Below are 14875 nucleotides of genomic sequence, written 5' to 3'. Positions count from 1 at the left end.
CACCTTCAAGGAGAAGAAAGTATGAAGCGTCTGTTGATCTTTATTTTCAGTATGATGATGGCCTTACCGAGTAGCTTTGCTGCTGCTATTACGGCTGCGCAAGATCCATGGCCACCGTTTATTTCACCGGATAAAAGCATGCCGGGGCTATCGGTAGAAATCGCTGTTGCGGCTATGAAAACACAGGGCTATGACGTCAATTTTCAAATCATGCCTTGGTCACGAGCATTAGATGAGGTGACTAAAGGACGTATCGACTTGCTTCCAGCTACTTGGTATACGCAAGAGCGAACAGCCTACTTGGTTTATAGTGACTCATATTTAGAAAATGAACTGAGCTTTATTAAAAGAGCGGGCGATGCTTTCGAATTTTCAGGTTTAAATAGTTTGAGTGGCAAACAAGTTGGCATCGTTAGGGGCTATGGTTATGGGGATGACTTTTTATCCGCCACTAATTTCAACAAACCAGACGCTAATGATCTCACGACTAACTTGAAGAAACTGCAAGCCAAACGAATCGATCTTACCCTTGAAGATAAGTTGGTTGCGTTATCGACCATGAAAGAGGCGGGCTTAAATAGCAGTGATTTTCAGTTTACCACGGCATCTTTGTCTAAAAATCCTTTACATGTTACCTCAGGCAAAGCGAACCCTAATGCGCAGAAATATATTGATGCGTATAACAAAGGGTTAGCCACGATTAAAGCTGACGGAACATTTGATGCCATTTTAGCGAAATACGGTATTCAGTGATTTTTTTTTAAAAAAGGCCGCAGTTTTAACGCTGCGGCCTTTTTCTATTCCAATAGGATTTGAATCCTTTGAAGTAAGCATTGGGGTAAATATTAGCGCTTTGAGCCGCGCTGCTCAGCTTTACGTGCTAATTTTTGCGCACGCTTTTGCTCGATCAGTGATGCGGTATCGCCGCCAATGTGTGCTTCTCCACGCTGTTTTGCGAGCTGAACTTGTTTTTCTCGCTCACGGAAACGGGCCAGTTGTTCCGCAGAGTGAGTACCGAAGCAGGATGGGCAACTGACGCCTTGCTCGTAGACTTCGCTCTGTTTGTCTTCATCGGTAATCGGCAAACGGCAAGCGTTACATACATCGTAGTGACTCTCTTTTAAAGCGTGCCCTACAGCCACTCTGCCATCAAACACATAGCAGTCACCTTGCCATAAGCTCTCTTCTTGCGGCACTTCTTCTAAGTATTTCAAAATACCACCCTCGAGATGGTACACCTTATCGAACCCTTGCTCTTTTAAATAAGCCGTGGATTTTTCACAGCGAATCCCGCCAGTACAAAACATCGCGACTTTTTTGTGTTTCTCTGGTGCGAGGTTCTTCTTCACATAATCAGGAAACTCACGAAAGGTTTCAGTGTGTGGGTTAAGCGCATTTTTGAAGGTGCCGATTTGGATTTCATAATCATTACGGGTATCGACAACCAGCACATCAGGGTCTGAAATTAGCGCATTCCAGTTTTCTGGTTTCACGTAAGTGCCCACAACGTGACGAGGGTCAATACCTTCTACGCCCATAGTGACAATCTCTTTTTTTAGTTTCACTTTGGTACGGTTAAATGGCTGCTCTGAGGCTTGTGATTCTTTGTAAACCGTGCCTTTCAAGTCCGGTTCAGCATCAAGCCAAGCTAATAGCGCATCTATTCCTTTGCGTGTTGATGCCACAGTGCCGTTAATTCCTTCACTGGCTAATAATAGCGTGCCACGAATTTGGTTTCCCTCCATTAGTTCAAGAAGCGGTGCTTGCAGCTCTTGGTAGTGATTGAGTTCAACAAACTTATAGAGTGCACAGACGACGTACTGACTCATGGGGTACCTTTTAAAAAACGAGATAAAGAATTGGGGCGCATTATAGCGAAGGGACGCGCCCACAAATACGGACAATTATTAAGGACAATATTAGATGGGGTAGACCATTGGGAAATCCATGGTTGGATGTGCGGCGACAAGCGACGAGTAGCCATACACCTGCTCAATTCTTTCTGCATTGAGCGCTTCCCAAGGTGGCGCATCACAAACCAGTTTGCCATTGTGCAGCATCACCATGCGATCTGCATATTGAGCCGCAAGGTTGAGATCGTGCAGCACAACTACAACAGCGCACTGCTCTTGGCGTGCTAATGAACGTGCAATGCGCAGTGTATTGTGCTGGTGAGCCAGATCTAACGCTGACGTTGGTTCATCCAGCATCAGGATTTTTTTGTCACCGGAGTGGTGAAGTTGAGTTAATACCCGCGCCAGATGTAAACGTTGTTTTTCACCACCCGATAAAGCCGGGTAGAGATTGTTCGCTCTATCGCTGATATCGGTTTGTTGCATGTAGTGTAGCGCCACTTCACTGACTTGTTGGTGGCTTAAATTTAATGGCAGTGCGCCTAATTCCACCACTTCTTGAGCGATAAAAGGAAAGCTCAACGTACTTTGCTGCGGAAGAATAGCCAAGTGCTTTGCTAACTCATTCGGTTGCCACAGTGCTTGCGGAACACCGAAGTAAGCCATTTTGCCTGTTGATGAGATTTCACCGCTGAGTATTTTCAGCAAGGTACTTTTTCCAGCACCATTGGGGCCAAGTAACGCCGTGACTTGACCTGAAAAAATCTCAATATCAATCTTATCCAAAATGGTTCGATGGCCAAATTTAACCGATATATTACTGGCTTGGATCGCTGCCGTTGTACTCAAAATACTTTGCCTTTTTGTTGAAACAGAAGATAAAGGAAGAAAGGTGCACCCACCAGCGCAGTCACAATCCCGACAGGCAGCTCCGCAGGTGCCACTGCTATACGGGCAAACATATCGGCGACAGTGAGTAAGAGTGCACCAAGTAAAGCCGAAATGGGGATCAAACTACGGTGATCGGGGCCAACCAGCATCCGGCCTAGATGAGGGATGACTAAACCGATAAAACCAATCATACCCACCGCGCTGACGGTCACTCCAACGCCGAGTGCGCTGAGTAAAATCATTGAACGTTTAAGCCGTTGCACAGAAATGCCTAGATGACGCGCTTCAGACTCGCCAAGTAATAATGCGTTGAGCGCCATCGCTTGACGAGAGAAACAGACGAGCAGCAGCAGTAAGGTCACAGCGCACAAGAGAATATTTTGCCAGTTTGCACCCGCCAGTGATCCCATTGACCACAATGAGAGATCGCGTAGCATTTGATCGTCTGCAACATAATTCAAATAGCCAATACCCGCCCCCGATAGCGCGCTGATGGCGACGCCTGCGAGTAGCATGATGGTGACGGAAGTACCAAATTTACTGGTGCCTAATCGGTAAACCAACAAAGTAGTCAATGCACCGCCTAAAAAGGCAAAAATAGGTACCACCGCAGCGCTCATCCACGGGTTGGAAAACAGCGCTAAATTGGCGAATAACACAATCGCAAGTGCGGCTCCGAGGGCTGAACCTGCCGAAACACCGATAATGCCGGGCTCAGCTAATGGATTACGAAACAAGCCTTGCATCACCGTTCCGCACAGCGCCAAAATTGCTCCAACCAACAAGCAGAGCAGGGTACGCGGAAAGCGTATCTCGTGGATGACTAAATTGATGTGCGCGGCAATGTCATTGGAGTGCAGCACGAGACTTTTTATGCTGTCACTGAAGCTGATATTCATTGGACCAACGGTGACAGAATAAAGGCTCACTAAGATTACCAAAACTAACAACGTTGCATTCACCACATTTTTTGAGAGATGACGTAACAAAATAAGCCCCTTAAGGATAGAGCAATGCGTTTAGACGTTGCGCTTCAGCCAAGCTTTTAAGGCCTAACCCGCCGACGAGAGCGTGGCCATCGATGGTGATGATCTGCTTATTTATCCCAGCCGGAGTTGCTACTAACGTCGGTATGGATTGCAAAATGGCATCTGCTCCTCCGAGTTTTTCATAACTGCGGCCACTGACTAAAATCACGTCCGGTTGCATCTCAATTATCGCTTCCATCGACAGTGGTTTATAAGACGTCACTTGTTCAGCGGCTGGGTTAACCGCGCCAGCCAACTCAATAATGCTGTTTGGCGTGGTGTCACTGCCCGCCACGTTGGCTGCCCTTCCTTCGTGGATAAGGAGAAATAGCATTTTTTTCGGTGTCTTGTGGGTAGATTGATGGTGGGTTAACGCCGCTATTGTGCTTTGAACTTGCTGTTTGAGCGCTTTAGCTTGAGGTTTTGCATCAGCGAGCGTCGCGATTTGGTCAATGCGTGCCAACAACCCCTGTGGTGTGGATTCATCATTCACCACCTCGACGTTAACGCCAGCGCCTTTAAGCTGTTGCAATGTGCTTTCTGGCCCCATTTCACTAGAACCAATCAACTGTGTTGGTGCTAAGGCTAATAATCCTTCCGCGGATAATTGGCGATGATAGCCGATTTTGGGGAGAGCAAGATCGTTTGGAATTTCACTGGTGACATCGACCGCAACAAGTTTATCTTGTGCGCCTAACGCAACGAGGATTTCGGTCACCGCGCTGCCCGCACTGATAATCCGTTCTTGCGCGCAGAGCCAAGGTGAGAAGATGAAGAGCGTTATGGCAACAAGCCAATGAGAAAGAGAGTTGTGTGTCATCGTGTTGTACTCATGAAAATCATACGGTTTTTAAAAGCGCGTATGAATAGGCTATTGGGGATGATCGGTTAATAACTGCGTGGCAGCGATGCCATTGTCTTGCAAGAACGCCAGCAATTTAACCAACTGCTGCACTTCGGCGGTTTTGTCTGCGCCAATCACGATGGGGCGATCACTCGCTTTGCTTTGTTCTAACAACGCCAATGTGAAGTTATTCCAATCGATATACTGCTTGCCATCGATAGCCCAGTAAGGTTCGTGCGCCAGAAGATTCACTGTGATTGACTGCTTGTTCACTTCACTCACGGTGGGTGAGTCGGTTGTTGGCAGTGAAACGTCTAATGACTCAAATTTAACTGCGGCTGTAAGCAGTAAAAACACCATGACAATAAAAATGATATCCAACAATGGCGTTAAATCTGGCATTAATGCGGATGAGTGAGAGTGCGGCGTTTTAATCATGATGCATTAACCACATCATTATCAGAGACGTCTTCATACTTAGCTACACGCTCTTGTTTGGTGGTGCAATCATGCTGTAAAGAAACACCTTCGAGCCATAAGTTGACATAATTTAGTGTGTGCTCAAGTTTTGCCATCACTCTGTCAGCCCATACGCCAAGCAATTGAGCGCCGGTAATTGCGGGAAGCGCGATCAGCAAACCTGCAGCCGTGGTTCGCATCGCAATGCCTAGGCCATCCGCAAGGTCGTTTGGCGTAATATTGCCAGAAGAGAGCGCCACCCCCTTGAACATTTCAATTAAACCTAACACAGTGCCAAGTAAGCCTAGCAGTGGGCTGATCACACCAATCAAAGATAAAATACGCAGTCCGGAATGCAGTTGATGACGCTTTTCTTGCAACCAAATGCCCGCCGCATCTTCACGTAATCCTTTGGAGAAATCGTGATGAGCAAGCAGCATGGCAACCCCTTTATAAAGCAATGGGCGCTTGCTGGAAAATTCACTGGCTAGCGTCTCAATTTGCGCTGTATGGGTCGGTGATATTTGGTTGAGCGCACTACCGATCGCACCTTTTCCAACACCAAGGCTAAGCAGTACTTGGAAAAGCCGTTCAGTAATGATCATGGTCGCAAGTGCTGAGCAGACAAAAAGAGGCCAGGCCATCAGGCCAAGTTGTTGTTCTAGTTGAGTAAGTAGTTCCATTATCCTTCCAATTTAAAACGTACTGGGATTTGCACTCGGTGGGCTATTTTTTCACCGTTCACCACTTGAGGAGAGAATTTCCATTGTTTGATGGCATTAAGAGCCGATTCATCCAGCAGCGCCGCGCCCGACGAAGAGAGCAAAACCTGTTTGATTTGGCGGCCGTTTTCGTCTAACCACACCTCATACATAGCGACCCCTTCAATTCCTCGTTTTTGTGCAAGCCTTGGATAAACAGGAGGGGCTGGGCGAGTAACAAAAGACGGCGCATCGACTAATTTCGGTTGATTAGTTGCGCCGCTGCTGCTTGGGGCGGCGGCGGTTTTCGGTGTCGATTCAGCGCTATTTTCATTCTCTACAGAGGATGTCACAGCTTCCTTTACAGGAGTTTGCACTTGTGCTGATTTTGTCGGTATTTTAGGAGCCGGTTTGTCTTTTACCGGTTTTGACAGGCTCTTTTTCTGCACCACTTTTTGCGGCTCTTTTTTTGCTGGTTTGGGTTTGTTGGCTCTCTTTTCTGAAGGTGGGGTTTTTATTGCTTGCTCTTGTACTACCTGAGCTTGAGGTTGAGCCACAAAGTTAATCGACACTGAGGTGGATTGATTTCCCGCAGGCATGGCAAACACTTTTGATTCGTCATCAACAAACAAGATCGCCGCGTGAATCGCGAGAGATAGACTGCCAGCGACAAGATATCTAGTGAAATTCACGTTGTACTCCATATAAAAACAAAGCGTTCAGAGAGAGGATTATTACCTATCATTCAAATAAGATCAATTATCAATTGCATTATCATTTACATCAAATTATGATTTTATGAATTAAAGAATGCGCGTAATAACCTCTCATTACGCCTAGGTTTTCTATGAATATTGTGATGAATTTAGATAAATATGATGAATCCGTTTTGGGGGCGAGAACAGACGACCCACTGCGTTTTGCTTTTGGTCAAAAACATTCCGCTCATGCGGGAGGAGTGGCGACTCCCATTGGTGCGGAGCAGCAACCTCGATTATGGCAACAATTAACGTCGCAGAGCAGTGAGCGCGCCAATAAACGCTGTTTATACATCCATATTCCCTTTTGCCGAGTACGCTGCACATTTTGTAACTTCTTTCAAAATGCCGCGAGTCGAAGTTTAGTCGATGATTACTTCTTAGCGTTGATGCTTGAGCTTGAGCAAAAATCCCAATTGGCTTGGACACAATCAGGTTTATTTCATGCGGTTTATATTGGTGGTGGTACACCGACCGATCTCTCAGCGCAACAAATACAGCAGTTAGGCCAGAGCATTCGTCGTCTATATCCATTATCAAATGATTGTGAAATCACTTTAGAAGGGCGTATTAACCGTTTCAGTGATGAAATGTTTGAGAGTGCGCTTGAAGGTGGGTTCAACCGTTTTTCATTTGGTATTCAAAGCTTTAATACTCAAGTTCGCCGCAGTGCAAAACGTCTTGATGATCGTGAAGTCGTGTTAGAGCGCATCACGAATTTGAGTGAAAGAGAAGAAGCACCCATTGTTCTCGACTTATTATATGGCTTGCCTTATCAAACCTTGGACGTTTTCGAGCAAGATTTGCATGACTTCGTCAGCACAGGGGCACAGGGTATCGATTTGTATCAGTTATTAGTTTCAGGTAGCGCACCAATGTTGAATTTGGTTGAGAAAGGGAAAATACCCGCCCCTGCTACCACACCAGACAAAGCCAGCATGTACCAAATTGGCGTTCAATTTTTTGCCAAACACCATTTCAAGTCGCTGAGTGTCAACCATTGGGCGAAAGATAACCGAGAGCGCAGCCAATACAACAGCCTAGCAAAAACCTTTGCAGAGGTGTTGCCAGTAGGTTGCGGCGCAGGAGGTAATGTTGGTGGATACAGCATGATGCAGCATCGCAGTCTTGAAGCGTATATGGAAGCGATGAAACAGCAACAGCCTCCGCTCGCCATGATGATGAAACAACACGCACTAGAGCCTGTCTTTGCCGCGATTAAATCAGGCTTTGACCGGGGCGTGTTAGCGCGTAAAGCCTTACCCAATTTTATGGGATTGGATTGCTTTGACTACCTAACGCCGCTGCTTCAGCATTGGCAGCAGGCAGGTTTAGTTAAACTAGAAGAGGATTATCTAGTCTCCACTTTGGCGGGTGGATTTTGGGCCGTAAGTTTGGCGCAATCATGCATTAAAGTTTTACATAACGAATTTACGGAACGCACGGATTTAACACACAGTAATTCAACACTGATAGCAAACTGGAAATGAATATGGATTTACTTGAACAGAAAGTGGCCTCTTTATTAGAGCAACAACCGACCTTATTGCCGGCAGCGATGGCGCAAGAGTTGAATGTGACTGAATTTGAAGTGGTGCAGGCATTGCCTAAAGAGATGGTTGCGATTGTTGATGGAGCTCAAGCTCAATCGCTGTTGGAATCATTAGCGGATTGGGGAATGGTCACAACGATTGTCCACTCTTTTGGCTCTATATTTGAAGTGAAAGCGCCTTTTCCAAAAGGGAAGTTGGCTCGTGGCTATTATAACTTGATGGGTAAAGAGGGTGAGTTACACGGCCACTTAAAGTTGGAATCCATCCAACACGTTGCTTTAGTCAGCAAGCCTTTTATGGGACGTGAAAGTCATTACTTTGGTTTCTTTAGTGAGCAAGGCGATAACATTTTTAAAATTTATCTAGGCCGAGATGAAAAGCGCGAACTGATTGCAGAGCAAGTCGCACGTTTTAAAGCATTACAACAAGACGTTCATTCCAACCAATAATATTGATATAACGATAAGCCCTGAACGCAATGCGAAAGGGCCGAGGAGAAAGTCATGGATCAGCAGATCAAACAAGAGCGATTACAAGGACGATTGGAACCTGAAATCCAAGAGTTTCGTCAAGAACGTCGTACATTGCAATTGGCTACAGTGGACGCGGAAGGCCGTCCGAATGTGAGTTACGCGCCATTTGTACAAAACCAAGAAGGTTACTTTGTGCTGATTTCGCACATCGCTCGTCACGCGCGTAACTTGGAGGTGAACCCGCACGTCTCCTTGATGATGATTGCAGATGAAGGCTCATCAAAACAGATTTTTGCCCGTCAACGGCTGACGTTTGACGCCGTTGCGAGTGTTGTACCACGTGAAACGGCATTATGGCAGCAAGTCATTGGCCAAATGCAAGCTCGTTTTGGCGAGATCATTGACGGCTTAAGCCAGCTACAAGACTTTGCTTTATTCCAATTGAAAGTAGAAAAAGGTCTTTATGTGAAAGGCTTTGGCCAGGCGTATCAAGTGTCTGGTGATGACATGGTTGATTTTGTGCACCTTGATGAAGGACATAAGAAAATTTCCAACGCGTAATCTTAATCGCTCAAGATACATTGGACATTGGACATTGGAAGAAAAGGCTAGTTATCTAGCCTTTTTTGATCGTGATTTACCGTTGTTACGAGTTAATGATTTATCTGTGACTTCGTGGGATCGTTAATCGAGTATGAGAAATGTAGATAAAACAAAGCCAAGCGTAGAGCTTGGCTTTGTTGCTTGGATGAGAGAACGTTAGAATTGATAATCTACATTTAAACCCCAGTTACGCCCAGGCTGTGATTTGCTATCGATGTTAAAGGTTTCGCCAGTAGCATCTCGGCCCGTGAGATCGCTATACAGCCAATATTTTTTATCGAGTGCATTGAATAGACCAGCGCGGATGGTTAGGTCTTGCATTGGTTTATAGTAGGCCGTTAAATCGATAAGTGTATAACCAGCGGTATCTGCATTTGTATTTGATTGCCAGTCCGTCTTACTTGCAACCATCTTAACATTAAGCAGTGCTCCGTATTGGTCGCGATCCAGCCCTAAGCCTACATTACTGGTTAGAGGCGCGACTGAATCTAAAGCATCACCTGTTTTCTTATCTTCTCCCTCTGCATAAGCAATGGCTAGACGGGTGTAAGTCCCTTGTGGGGCATTAAACGCTTTATCTAAGTCAATTCGAGAGCTAAATTCCGCACCATAAATCGTGACTTCATCCAAGTTCTCTTTGGTAAAGATATCCTTGCCACCTTGTTTGCCTGTCTTTGACTGAGTAATAAAATCGGTGTACTCGTTATAGAAGGTGGTGATTTCAAAATTAGTTGAGTCATTTTGACCACGTAGCCCAAGTTCATAGGACAAACTTTTCTCTGCTTTAAGATCTGGGTTCGCATCAATGATTGCCCCCTGATTATAGAAGTAGTAAAGGTCGTAAACAGTTGGTGCCTTGAATCCTTGGCTAATTTGACCAAATACCGCTAGGTTAGGATTGACGTGGTAAACAGAACCCAATTGAGCAGTGAATGCGCTGTCTTTATTGGCTTCATAAGACTGAGTGTAGCCAGCATCAACGCTGGGTGTCGCTTCAAAAGAATCGTATCGAAGACCAGCGGTTAATATTAAACGGTCTTGGATGAAGTAGGCTTGGTCTTGTAGGAATAGCCCCCATTGCACGATAGTCGCATCAGGAATGCCAGAGCTACCCGGAGTCGATGTACCTGCATCTAATTTATAGTCAGTATTATCGAGGTCGAAGTCGTTGTTGATGTAGCTGGCACCATAGGTAAATTCATGAAGGTTGCCATTGAGATCTACGGCTTTGGAGAGCTGTCCATCAAATTGAATCGATTGATCTGATGATTCCCGTTCACGTAACCGGCGGCCATTAGATGGCGTTGTGTCGTAGTTCTTAGCGAGAGCGCTAGAATCTTGGAAATTCAATGACCAATCTAAAGAGTCAGCAAGCAGGGTATTCATCAACCATTGATGCTCTATACCGACACGAAGACGCTCATTGGTATCTTGGTTGTAGTTATCGGTATAGGTAAAGCCGGGCATAATGGAATAACCGTTATAGTTTAGCTCGTCTTCATCATACCGTTTGTTGTAATACTCGGCGGTTAGCCCAAGTCGATGGTTATCATTGGCTTGATAAAATGCTTTTGCCAACAGGTTGCCAAGTTTGGAGTCAGCCGGGTTTTGAGCGCCGCGATCAGGGCCTTCGATTTCTGAACCTGAGCCATGAGTTTGGGTCTCACTGCCATTGGCATAAGTTGCCATCAGTAAGGTTTCCAGTTTATCTTGACGCATTGCCCACGTTAATGTCGTTTTAAATTGCTCGTTAGCGGACGTATAACCAGACTTGATATCGAAGCGTTGCTCATTTCCTTCTGTGACGAGAACGTCTTCTGGATTTTTAGTGCGTAGCAATACCACACCACCTAAAGCGTCAGATCCATACAGTGTAGATGACGCACCTTTGTTCACTTCAATAGCTTGTAGAGTGTCAATCTCTATTGCGTTTGGATATTTTCGTTGTTCAGTTGCGCCAGGGTTATAAGGTACAGGTTGCTGTACACCATCAACCATCATTTTTACACGGCTTCCATCCATGCCGCGAATATTAAATCCTGCTATTCCAAAGCGGCCATTACCTTCCGCTTCAACACCTGGGGTGGAATTTAGAGCTTGCTGAATATTATCAGCCATTACTTCTGCAATCTCAGAAGAGGAGATACTTTCAATGGATGACGATACATCTTTTTTACTCTGCTCGGTTCGCGTTGCCGAAACAACAACCTCATCGAATCGAGAAACTTCTTCTGCGAGAGCAGCAGGGGAAAGCGCTAGCAATATGGAGGCTGATAGTAGTGTTTTAGTGTACATCTGAGTTATTACCTTATTCATCAATAACAGATTCAAGCTGTGCGCAATGATATTGGATCTAAATGGTAATTACTATCATTTGTATTTGTGTGTTGATGTGAAATATAAACAGAATTAGGAGTGTATGTTTTAAATATCAGTCATTTAATATGTAAAACACTTGCTTTACTTAATTTTTCGATGACTAAAGTTGTGACTTTAATCACTTTCTGCTAGTTCAAACCTAGCCAAGCTGCACCACGGATGCCGCTGCTGTCACCATATTTCGCTTGGGTAAACACAATCTGTGCACTATCAGAAAAAACGTAGTTCACTGTTGCCCGAGGTAGATCAACATACAGCGATGCTACGTTTGATAATCCTCCGCCAAGCACTATCACATCAGGATCCAACACATTAACGATGCAAGCAAAGCTGCGCGCCATTTGATCAATCAATTGTTGATAAAGCTTTGTTGCTTGTGGGTCTTGCTGCTGGTAGCGAGTGATAATTTCGGCTGCATTCCACTCTTGTTGACCAATCAACTGAGCACTCTTTGTTAAGCCAGAGCCGGAGATAAAGAGTTCAATACAGTTGTTGCGTCCGCAATAACAGTGGCGAGTAGGCCCATCCCGTTCACTGGTAAAACTTGGCAGCGGATTGTGCCCCCACTCACCGCATACGGCGTTCGCACCGACCAATACCTGCTTGTTGATCACAATACCGCCACCGCAACCTGTGCCCAAAATCGCGCCAAAGACTACGTTGCCATCTTTGGCGGCACCATCGACCGCTTCAGACAGCGCAAAGCAATTGGCATCATTGGCAATAACAACATTGCGTTGCAGGCGAGCGCACAGATCAGCTTTTAAATCTCGACCATTTAAAAAAGTGCAATTGGCATTTTTGATAAGCCCTGTCGCTGGGCTGATGGCTCCGGGAAGTCCAATCCCGATTTGGCAGTGAGTTTGCGTTTCGCTTTCGGCCATTGCAACCAGTTGACATAAGGTGCTTAGAAAAAGCTCGTACTCATGTGGGGTAGGGGTTCGGTGTTTAAATAGGGTGTTTCCTGATTTATCCAGTACGCAAATTTCAATTTTGGTGCCGCCAATGTCGAAACCTATCAGCATGATTTTTCCTTATTTTGGATGTTGAGTGTGAGTCCTGACTATGGAATATAGTCTAATAATCAACGTGTTTTGTCTTTGAACCGAACAAGATAACGTGAAGTGGTGAGATTTTTTCTTTTGATTGCTGAGAAATGTTATATTATAACATTTCTCAGCAAGTGATCTTTTTATTGAAAAGGGGAGTATCTATCCCCATAGTTAGGTCATCAATGGGTCAATTCGAATGCAAATCAATTCAGCATTGCAACAAGCAATTATTCAAGTGAGTGTAGATATGGCGGAAGTACGAGCCAGAGTGGATTTCAAAGTCGGTCTAAAAAGCAATATTGACGCCGAAATACTCTCTTTTAGAGGACTGAAAACAGACAAAGAACATGTTGCGGTCATTTTTAAATCCGCTGATGTTACTCAGGAAACTCCTTTAGTCCGTATGCATTCAGAGTGTTTAACGGGCGATGTTTTTCACTCATCACGCTGTGATTGTGGTGAACAATTAGAAGAAACCATTAATAAAATGGGCGAAGTTGGCGGCATTATCCTCTATTTGCGTCAAGAAGGTCGAGGTATTGGTCTGTACAACAAAATTGATGCCTATCGCTTACAAAGTGCGGGGATGAATACCTATGAAGCCAACAATCATCTTGGCTTTGGTGACGACCTGCGTGATTTCACTGAAGCGGCGCAGATGTTGAAAGCGTTAAATGTGACCAAGATTCGTTTAGTCACTAATAACCCTAAAAAAAGTCGTGAGCTGAAGGAGCATGGTATTGAAATTGTAGAGGTCGTGAATACCGCGGCACATATTAAGTCAGGTAATGAAAATTACCTCAAGGCCAAAGTTTCCCATGGCAAACACAACTTAAAACTATAATTCAGACTTATAGATGACAGCCAAAAACCTCATTTCGGTGAGGTTTTTGGCGTTTTTACCTTGCAAAAAAATGGATAATTTGTATTATCGGCGACTAAAAGTGCAAATGATAATAATTAGCACTACCATAAGATAACGCTCAAATCGCCTCAACAAGGATGCTCCCATGAAAGTTAACACGCTTCTTATTCAGTCAATTGCTGCCTCACTTGCCATCGCAAGTAGTGCGTCATTTGCGGCTACCGTCACTAAGGAGCAGGTGGTCGAACATTATGCCAATATTGCCCATGCCGTGTTTGCAGATTCGCTGACGACCGCTCAATCATTAGAAAAATCAATTGATCAGTTCTTGATGACTCCCTCGGCGGCTAAATTGGAAGAGGTGAAACAAGTGTGGTTAGCATCGCGAGTGCCTTACCAGCAGTCCGAAGTCTTCCGTTTTGGCAATGCCGTTGTTGACGATTGGGAAGGGCAACTCAATGCTTGGCCTCTTGATGAAGGGCTGATTGACTACGTCGCTACTGATTACCAATATGAACTGGGCAATGAAGGCGCCAGCGCTAACATCATTGCCAACCAAACGCTGAAAATTGGTGCGACAACGATTGATGTCTCGACTATCACACCAGAGCTGATTGCCAGCTTAAACGAAATTGGTGGCTCTGAAGCTAACGTCGCTTCAGGTTATCATGCCATTGAGTTCCTACTGTGGGGCCAAGATTTAAATGGCACCAATGCGGGAGCTGGTGCTCGTGCTTACACGGATTTTGTCGTGGGTAGCGAATGCACCAATAACCATTGTGATCGCCGTGCCCAATACTTAAAAGCGGCTGCTCAACTGCTCGTGCAAGATTTGGCATGGATGGAAAAACAGTGGTCTGCGGATGAAAAAGCCAATTACCGTCATGAATTGCTTGCGGAATCAGCAGACAATGGTTTGCGTAAGATGTTATTTGGTATGGGGTCTTTATCACTGGGCGAATTAGCGGGCGAGCGTATGAAAGTGGCGCTAGAAGCAAACTCGACTGAAGATGAGCACGATTGTTTCTCGGATAATACCCATAACTCTCATTACTACAATGAACAAGGTATTTACAACCTTTATACGGGTTCTTACCAGCGTCAAGACGGAAAGGTACTAACAGGCCCAAGCCTGAATGATTTAGTGGCACAAAAGGATGCACAAGCAGCCAAAGAGATTCAAAAGCAGTTTGACAGTGCGCGCGCTGAAGTCGGTAAATTAGTCACGTCGGCTGAAAAAGATAATCAGCATTTCGATCAATTGATCGCGGCTAATAATCCTCAAGGCAACGCGATAGTCAATGGAGCCATTATGGCTTTAGTGGCTCAAACCGCTTCGATAGAACGTACCGCTTCAGTGATTGGGATTGATAACCTTAATCCAGATACTGCAGACCACGAATTCTAATAATAAGA

Annotated in this window: 15 protein-coding genes; 6 read left to right on the top strand and 9 right to left on the bottom strand. The window is 45.1% G+C overall.

The genetic code is table 11. The features are described from left to right. Positions 1–21: 21 nt before the first annotated feature. Positions 22–753, top strand: a complete 732-nt coding sequence (locus AACV20_RS13045) for a transporter substrate-binding domain-containing protein (RefSeq protein WP_170907428.1) — start codon at positions 22–24, stop codon at positions 751–753. Positions 754–845: 92 nt separating this feature from the next. Here AACV20_RS13045 and trhO read toward each other — a convergent pair whose 3' ends face one another. From trhO to AACV20_RS13010, 7 genes are all read right to left on the bottom strand, one after another. After that, entirely contained in the window at positions 846–1829 is a 984-nt protein-coding gene (gene trhO, locus AACV20_RS13040) for an oxygen-dependent tRNA uridine(34) hydroxylase TrhO (protein ID WP_170895331.1), read from the bottom strand. Between the two features lie 90 nt (positions 1830–1919). Then, positions 1920–2702 (bottom strand): heme ABC transporter ATP-binding protein, encoded by a 783-nt coding sequence (locus AACV20_RS13035; RefSeq protein WP_010319753.1) that lies wholly within the window; start codon positions 2700–2702, stop codon positions 1920–1922. Then, positions 2699–3733, bottom strand: coding sequence for a FecCD family ABC transporter permease (locus tag AACV20_RS13030; protein WP_017048632.1), 1035 nt, complete (start codon positions 3731–3733; stop codon positions 2699–2701). Before AACV20_RS13030 ends, AACV20_RS13035 begins: the two co-directional genes overlap by 4 nt. 10 nt (positions 3734–3743) lie before the next feature. Further along, on the bottom strand, positions 3744–4592 hold the full coding sequence (locus tag AACV20_RS13025) for a heme/hemin ABC transporter substrate-binding protein (RefSeq protein WP_170907427.1): 849 nt from the start codon (positions 4590–4592) through the stop codon (positions 3744–3746). 51 nt (positions 4593–4643) lie between these two features. Further along, positions 4644–5054, bottom strand: a complete 411-nt coding sequence (locus AACV20_RS13020) for an ExbD/TolR family protein (protein ID WP_013856733.1) — start codon at positions 5052–5054, stop codon at positions 4644–4646. Then, entirely contained in the window at positions 5051–5758 is a 708-nt protein-coding gene (locus AACV20_RS13015) for a MotA/TolQ/ExbB proton channel family protein (protein ID WP_088732524.1), read from the bottom strand. Before AACV20_RS13015 ends, AACV20_RS13020 begins: the two co-directional genes overlap by 4 nt. Beyond that, positions 5758–6468: an energy transducer TonB gene (locus tag AACV20_RS13010; RefSeq protein WP_088732523.1), complete on the bottom strand. Its 711-nt coding sequence runs from the start codon at positions 6466–6468 to the stop codon at positions 5758–5760. Before AACV20_RS13010 ends, AACV20_RS13015 begins: the two co-directional genes overlap by 1 nt. A 155-nt stretch (positions 6469–6623) precedes the next feature. Here AACV20_RS13010 and hutW point away from each other — a divergent pair, with 155 nt between their 5' ends. Genes hutW through hutZ form a run of 3 tightly spaced genes read left to right on the top strand, consistent with a single transcriptional unit; the run spans position 6624 to position 9121 of the window. Further along, the gene (gene hutW, locus AACV20_RS13005) at positions 6624–8024 is read left to right on the top strand and encodes a heme anaerobic degradation radical SAM methyltransferase ChuW/HutW (protein WP_170888371.1); all 1401 of its coding nucleotides are present in this window, start codon (positions 6624–6626) and stop codon (positions 8022–8024) included. A gap of 2 nt (positions 8025–8026) precedes the next feature. Next, a complete protein-coding gene (gene hutX / locus AACV20_RS13000) occupies positions 8027–8536 on the top strand; it encodes a heme utilization cystosolic carrier protein HutX (RefSeq protein ID WP_088732522.1) in 510 nt (169 codons plus the stop codon). Positions 8537–8590: 54 nt separating this feature from the next. Next, the gene (hutZ, locus tag AACV20_RS12995; RefSeq protein ID WP_017044790.1) at positions 8591–9121 is read left to right on the top strand and encodes a heme utilization protein HutZ; all 531 of its coding nucleotides are present in this window, start codon (positions 8591–8593) and stop codon (positions 9119–9121) included. Positions 9122–9319: 198 nt separating this feature from the next. Here hutZ and AACV20_RS12990 read toward each other — a convergent pair whose 3' ends face one another. Continuing rightward, complete coding sequence (locus AACV20_RS12990) at positions 9320–11458, bottom strand: TonB-dependent hemoglobin/transferrin/lactoferrin family receptor (protein ID WP_170907426.1); 2139 nt, start codon at positions 11456–11458, stop codon at positions 9320–9322. A gap of 212 nt (positions 11459–11670) precedes the next feature. Continuing rightward, positions 11671–12567 carry an ROK family protein gene (locus AACV20_RS12985; RefSeq protein WP_170907425.1) on the bottom strand — a complete coding sequence of 299 codons (897 nt, stop codon included), beginning with the start codon at positions 12565–12567 and terminating at the stop codon, positions 11671–11673. A 223-nt stretch (positions 12568–12790) separates the two neighbouring features. Here AACV20_RS12985 and AACV20_RS12980 point away from each other — a divergent pair, with 223 nt between their 5' ends. Both AACV20_RS12980 and AACV20_RS12975 read left to right on the top strand, forming a co-directional pair. Next, on the top strand, positions 12791–13438 hold the full coding sequence (locus AACV20_RS12980; RefSeq protein WP_013856740.1) for a GTP cyclohydrolase II: 648 nt from the start codon (positions 12791–12793) through the stop codon (positions 13436–13438). A gap of 166 nt (positions 13439–13604) precedes the next feature. Beyond that, positions 13605–14867 carry an imelysin family protein gene (locus AACV20_RS12975; RefSeq protein WP_170907424.1) on the top strand — a complete coding sequence of 421 codons (1263 nt, stop codon included), beginning with the start codon at positions 13605–13607 and terminating at the stop codon, positions 14865–14867. Positions 14868–14875 lie beyond the last annotated feature (8 nt).

Source organism: Vibrio sp. B4-6, from assembly GCF_963888245.1.
GTDB lineage: Bacteria > Pseudomonadota > Gammaproteobacteria > Enterobacterales > Vibrionaceae > Vibrio > Vibrio anguillarum.
This window is presented reverse-complemented; position numbering and strand designations above follow the sequence as displayed.

Coding starts and splice junctions, on each gene's coding strand:
- AACV20_RS13045 (WP_170907428.1), top strand. CDS start 22: ATGAAGCGTCTGTTGATCTTTATTTTCAGTATGATGATGGCCTTACCG.
- trhO (WP_170895331.1), bottom strand. CDS start 1,829: ATGAGTCAGTACGTCGTCTGTGCACTCTATAAGTTTGTTGAACTCAAT.
- AACV20_RS13025 (WP_170907427.1), bottom strand. CDS start 4,592: ATGACACACAACTCTCTTTCTCATTGGCTTGTTGCCATAACGCTCTTC.
- AACV20_RS13020 (WP_013856733.1), bottom strand. CDS start 5,054: ATGATTAAAACGCCGCACTCTCACTCATCCGCATTAATGCCAGATTTA.
- AACV20_RS13015 (WP_088732524.1), bottom strand. CDS start 5,758: ATGGAACTACTTACTCAACTAGAACAACAACTTGGCCTGATGGCCTGG.
- hutW (WP_170888371.1), top strand. CDS start 6,624: ATGAATATTGTGATGAATTTAGATAAATATGATGAATCCGTTTTGGGG.
- hutX (WP_088732522.1), top strand. CDS start 8,027: ATGGATTTACTTGAACAGAAAGTGGCCTCTTTATTAGAGCAACAACCG.
- hutZ (WP_017044790.1), top strand. CDS start 8,591: ATGGATCAGCAGATCAAACAAGAGCGATTACAAGGACGATTGGAACCT.
- AACV20_RS12990 (WP_170907426.1), bottom strand. CDS start 11,458: ATGTACACTAAAACACTACTATCAGCCTCCATATTGCTAGCGCTTTCC.
- AACV20_RS12985 (WP_170907425.1), bottom strand. CDS start 12,567: ATGCTGATAGGTTTCGACATTGGCGGCACCAAAATTGAAATTTGCGTA.
- AACV20_RS12980 (WP_013856740.1), top strand. CDS start 12,791: ATGCAAATCAATTCAGCATTGCAACAAGCAATTATTCAAGTGAGTGTA.
- AACV20_RS12975 (WP_170907424.1), top strand. CDS start 13,605: ATGAAAGTTAACACGCTTCTTATTCAGTCAATTGCTGCCTCACTTGCC.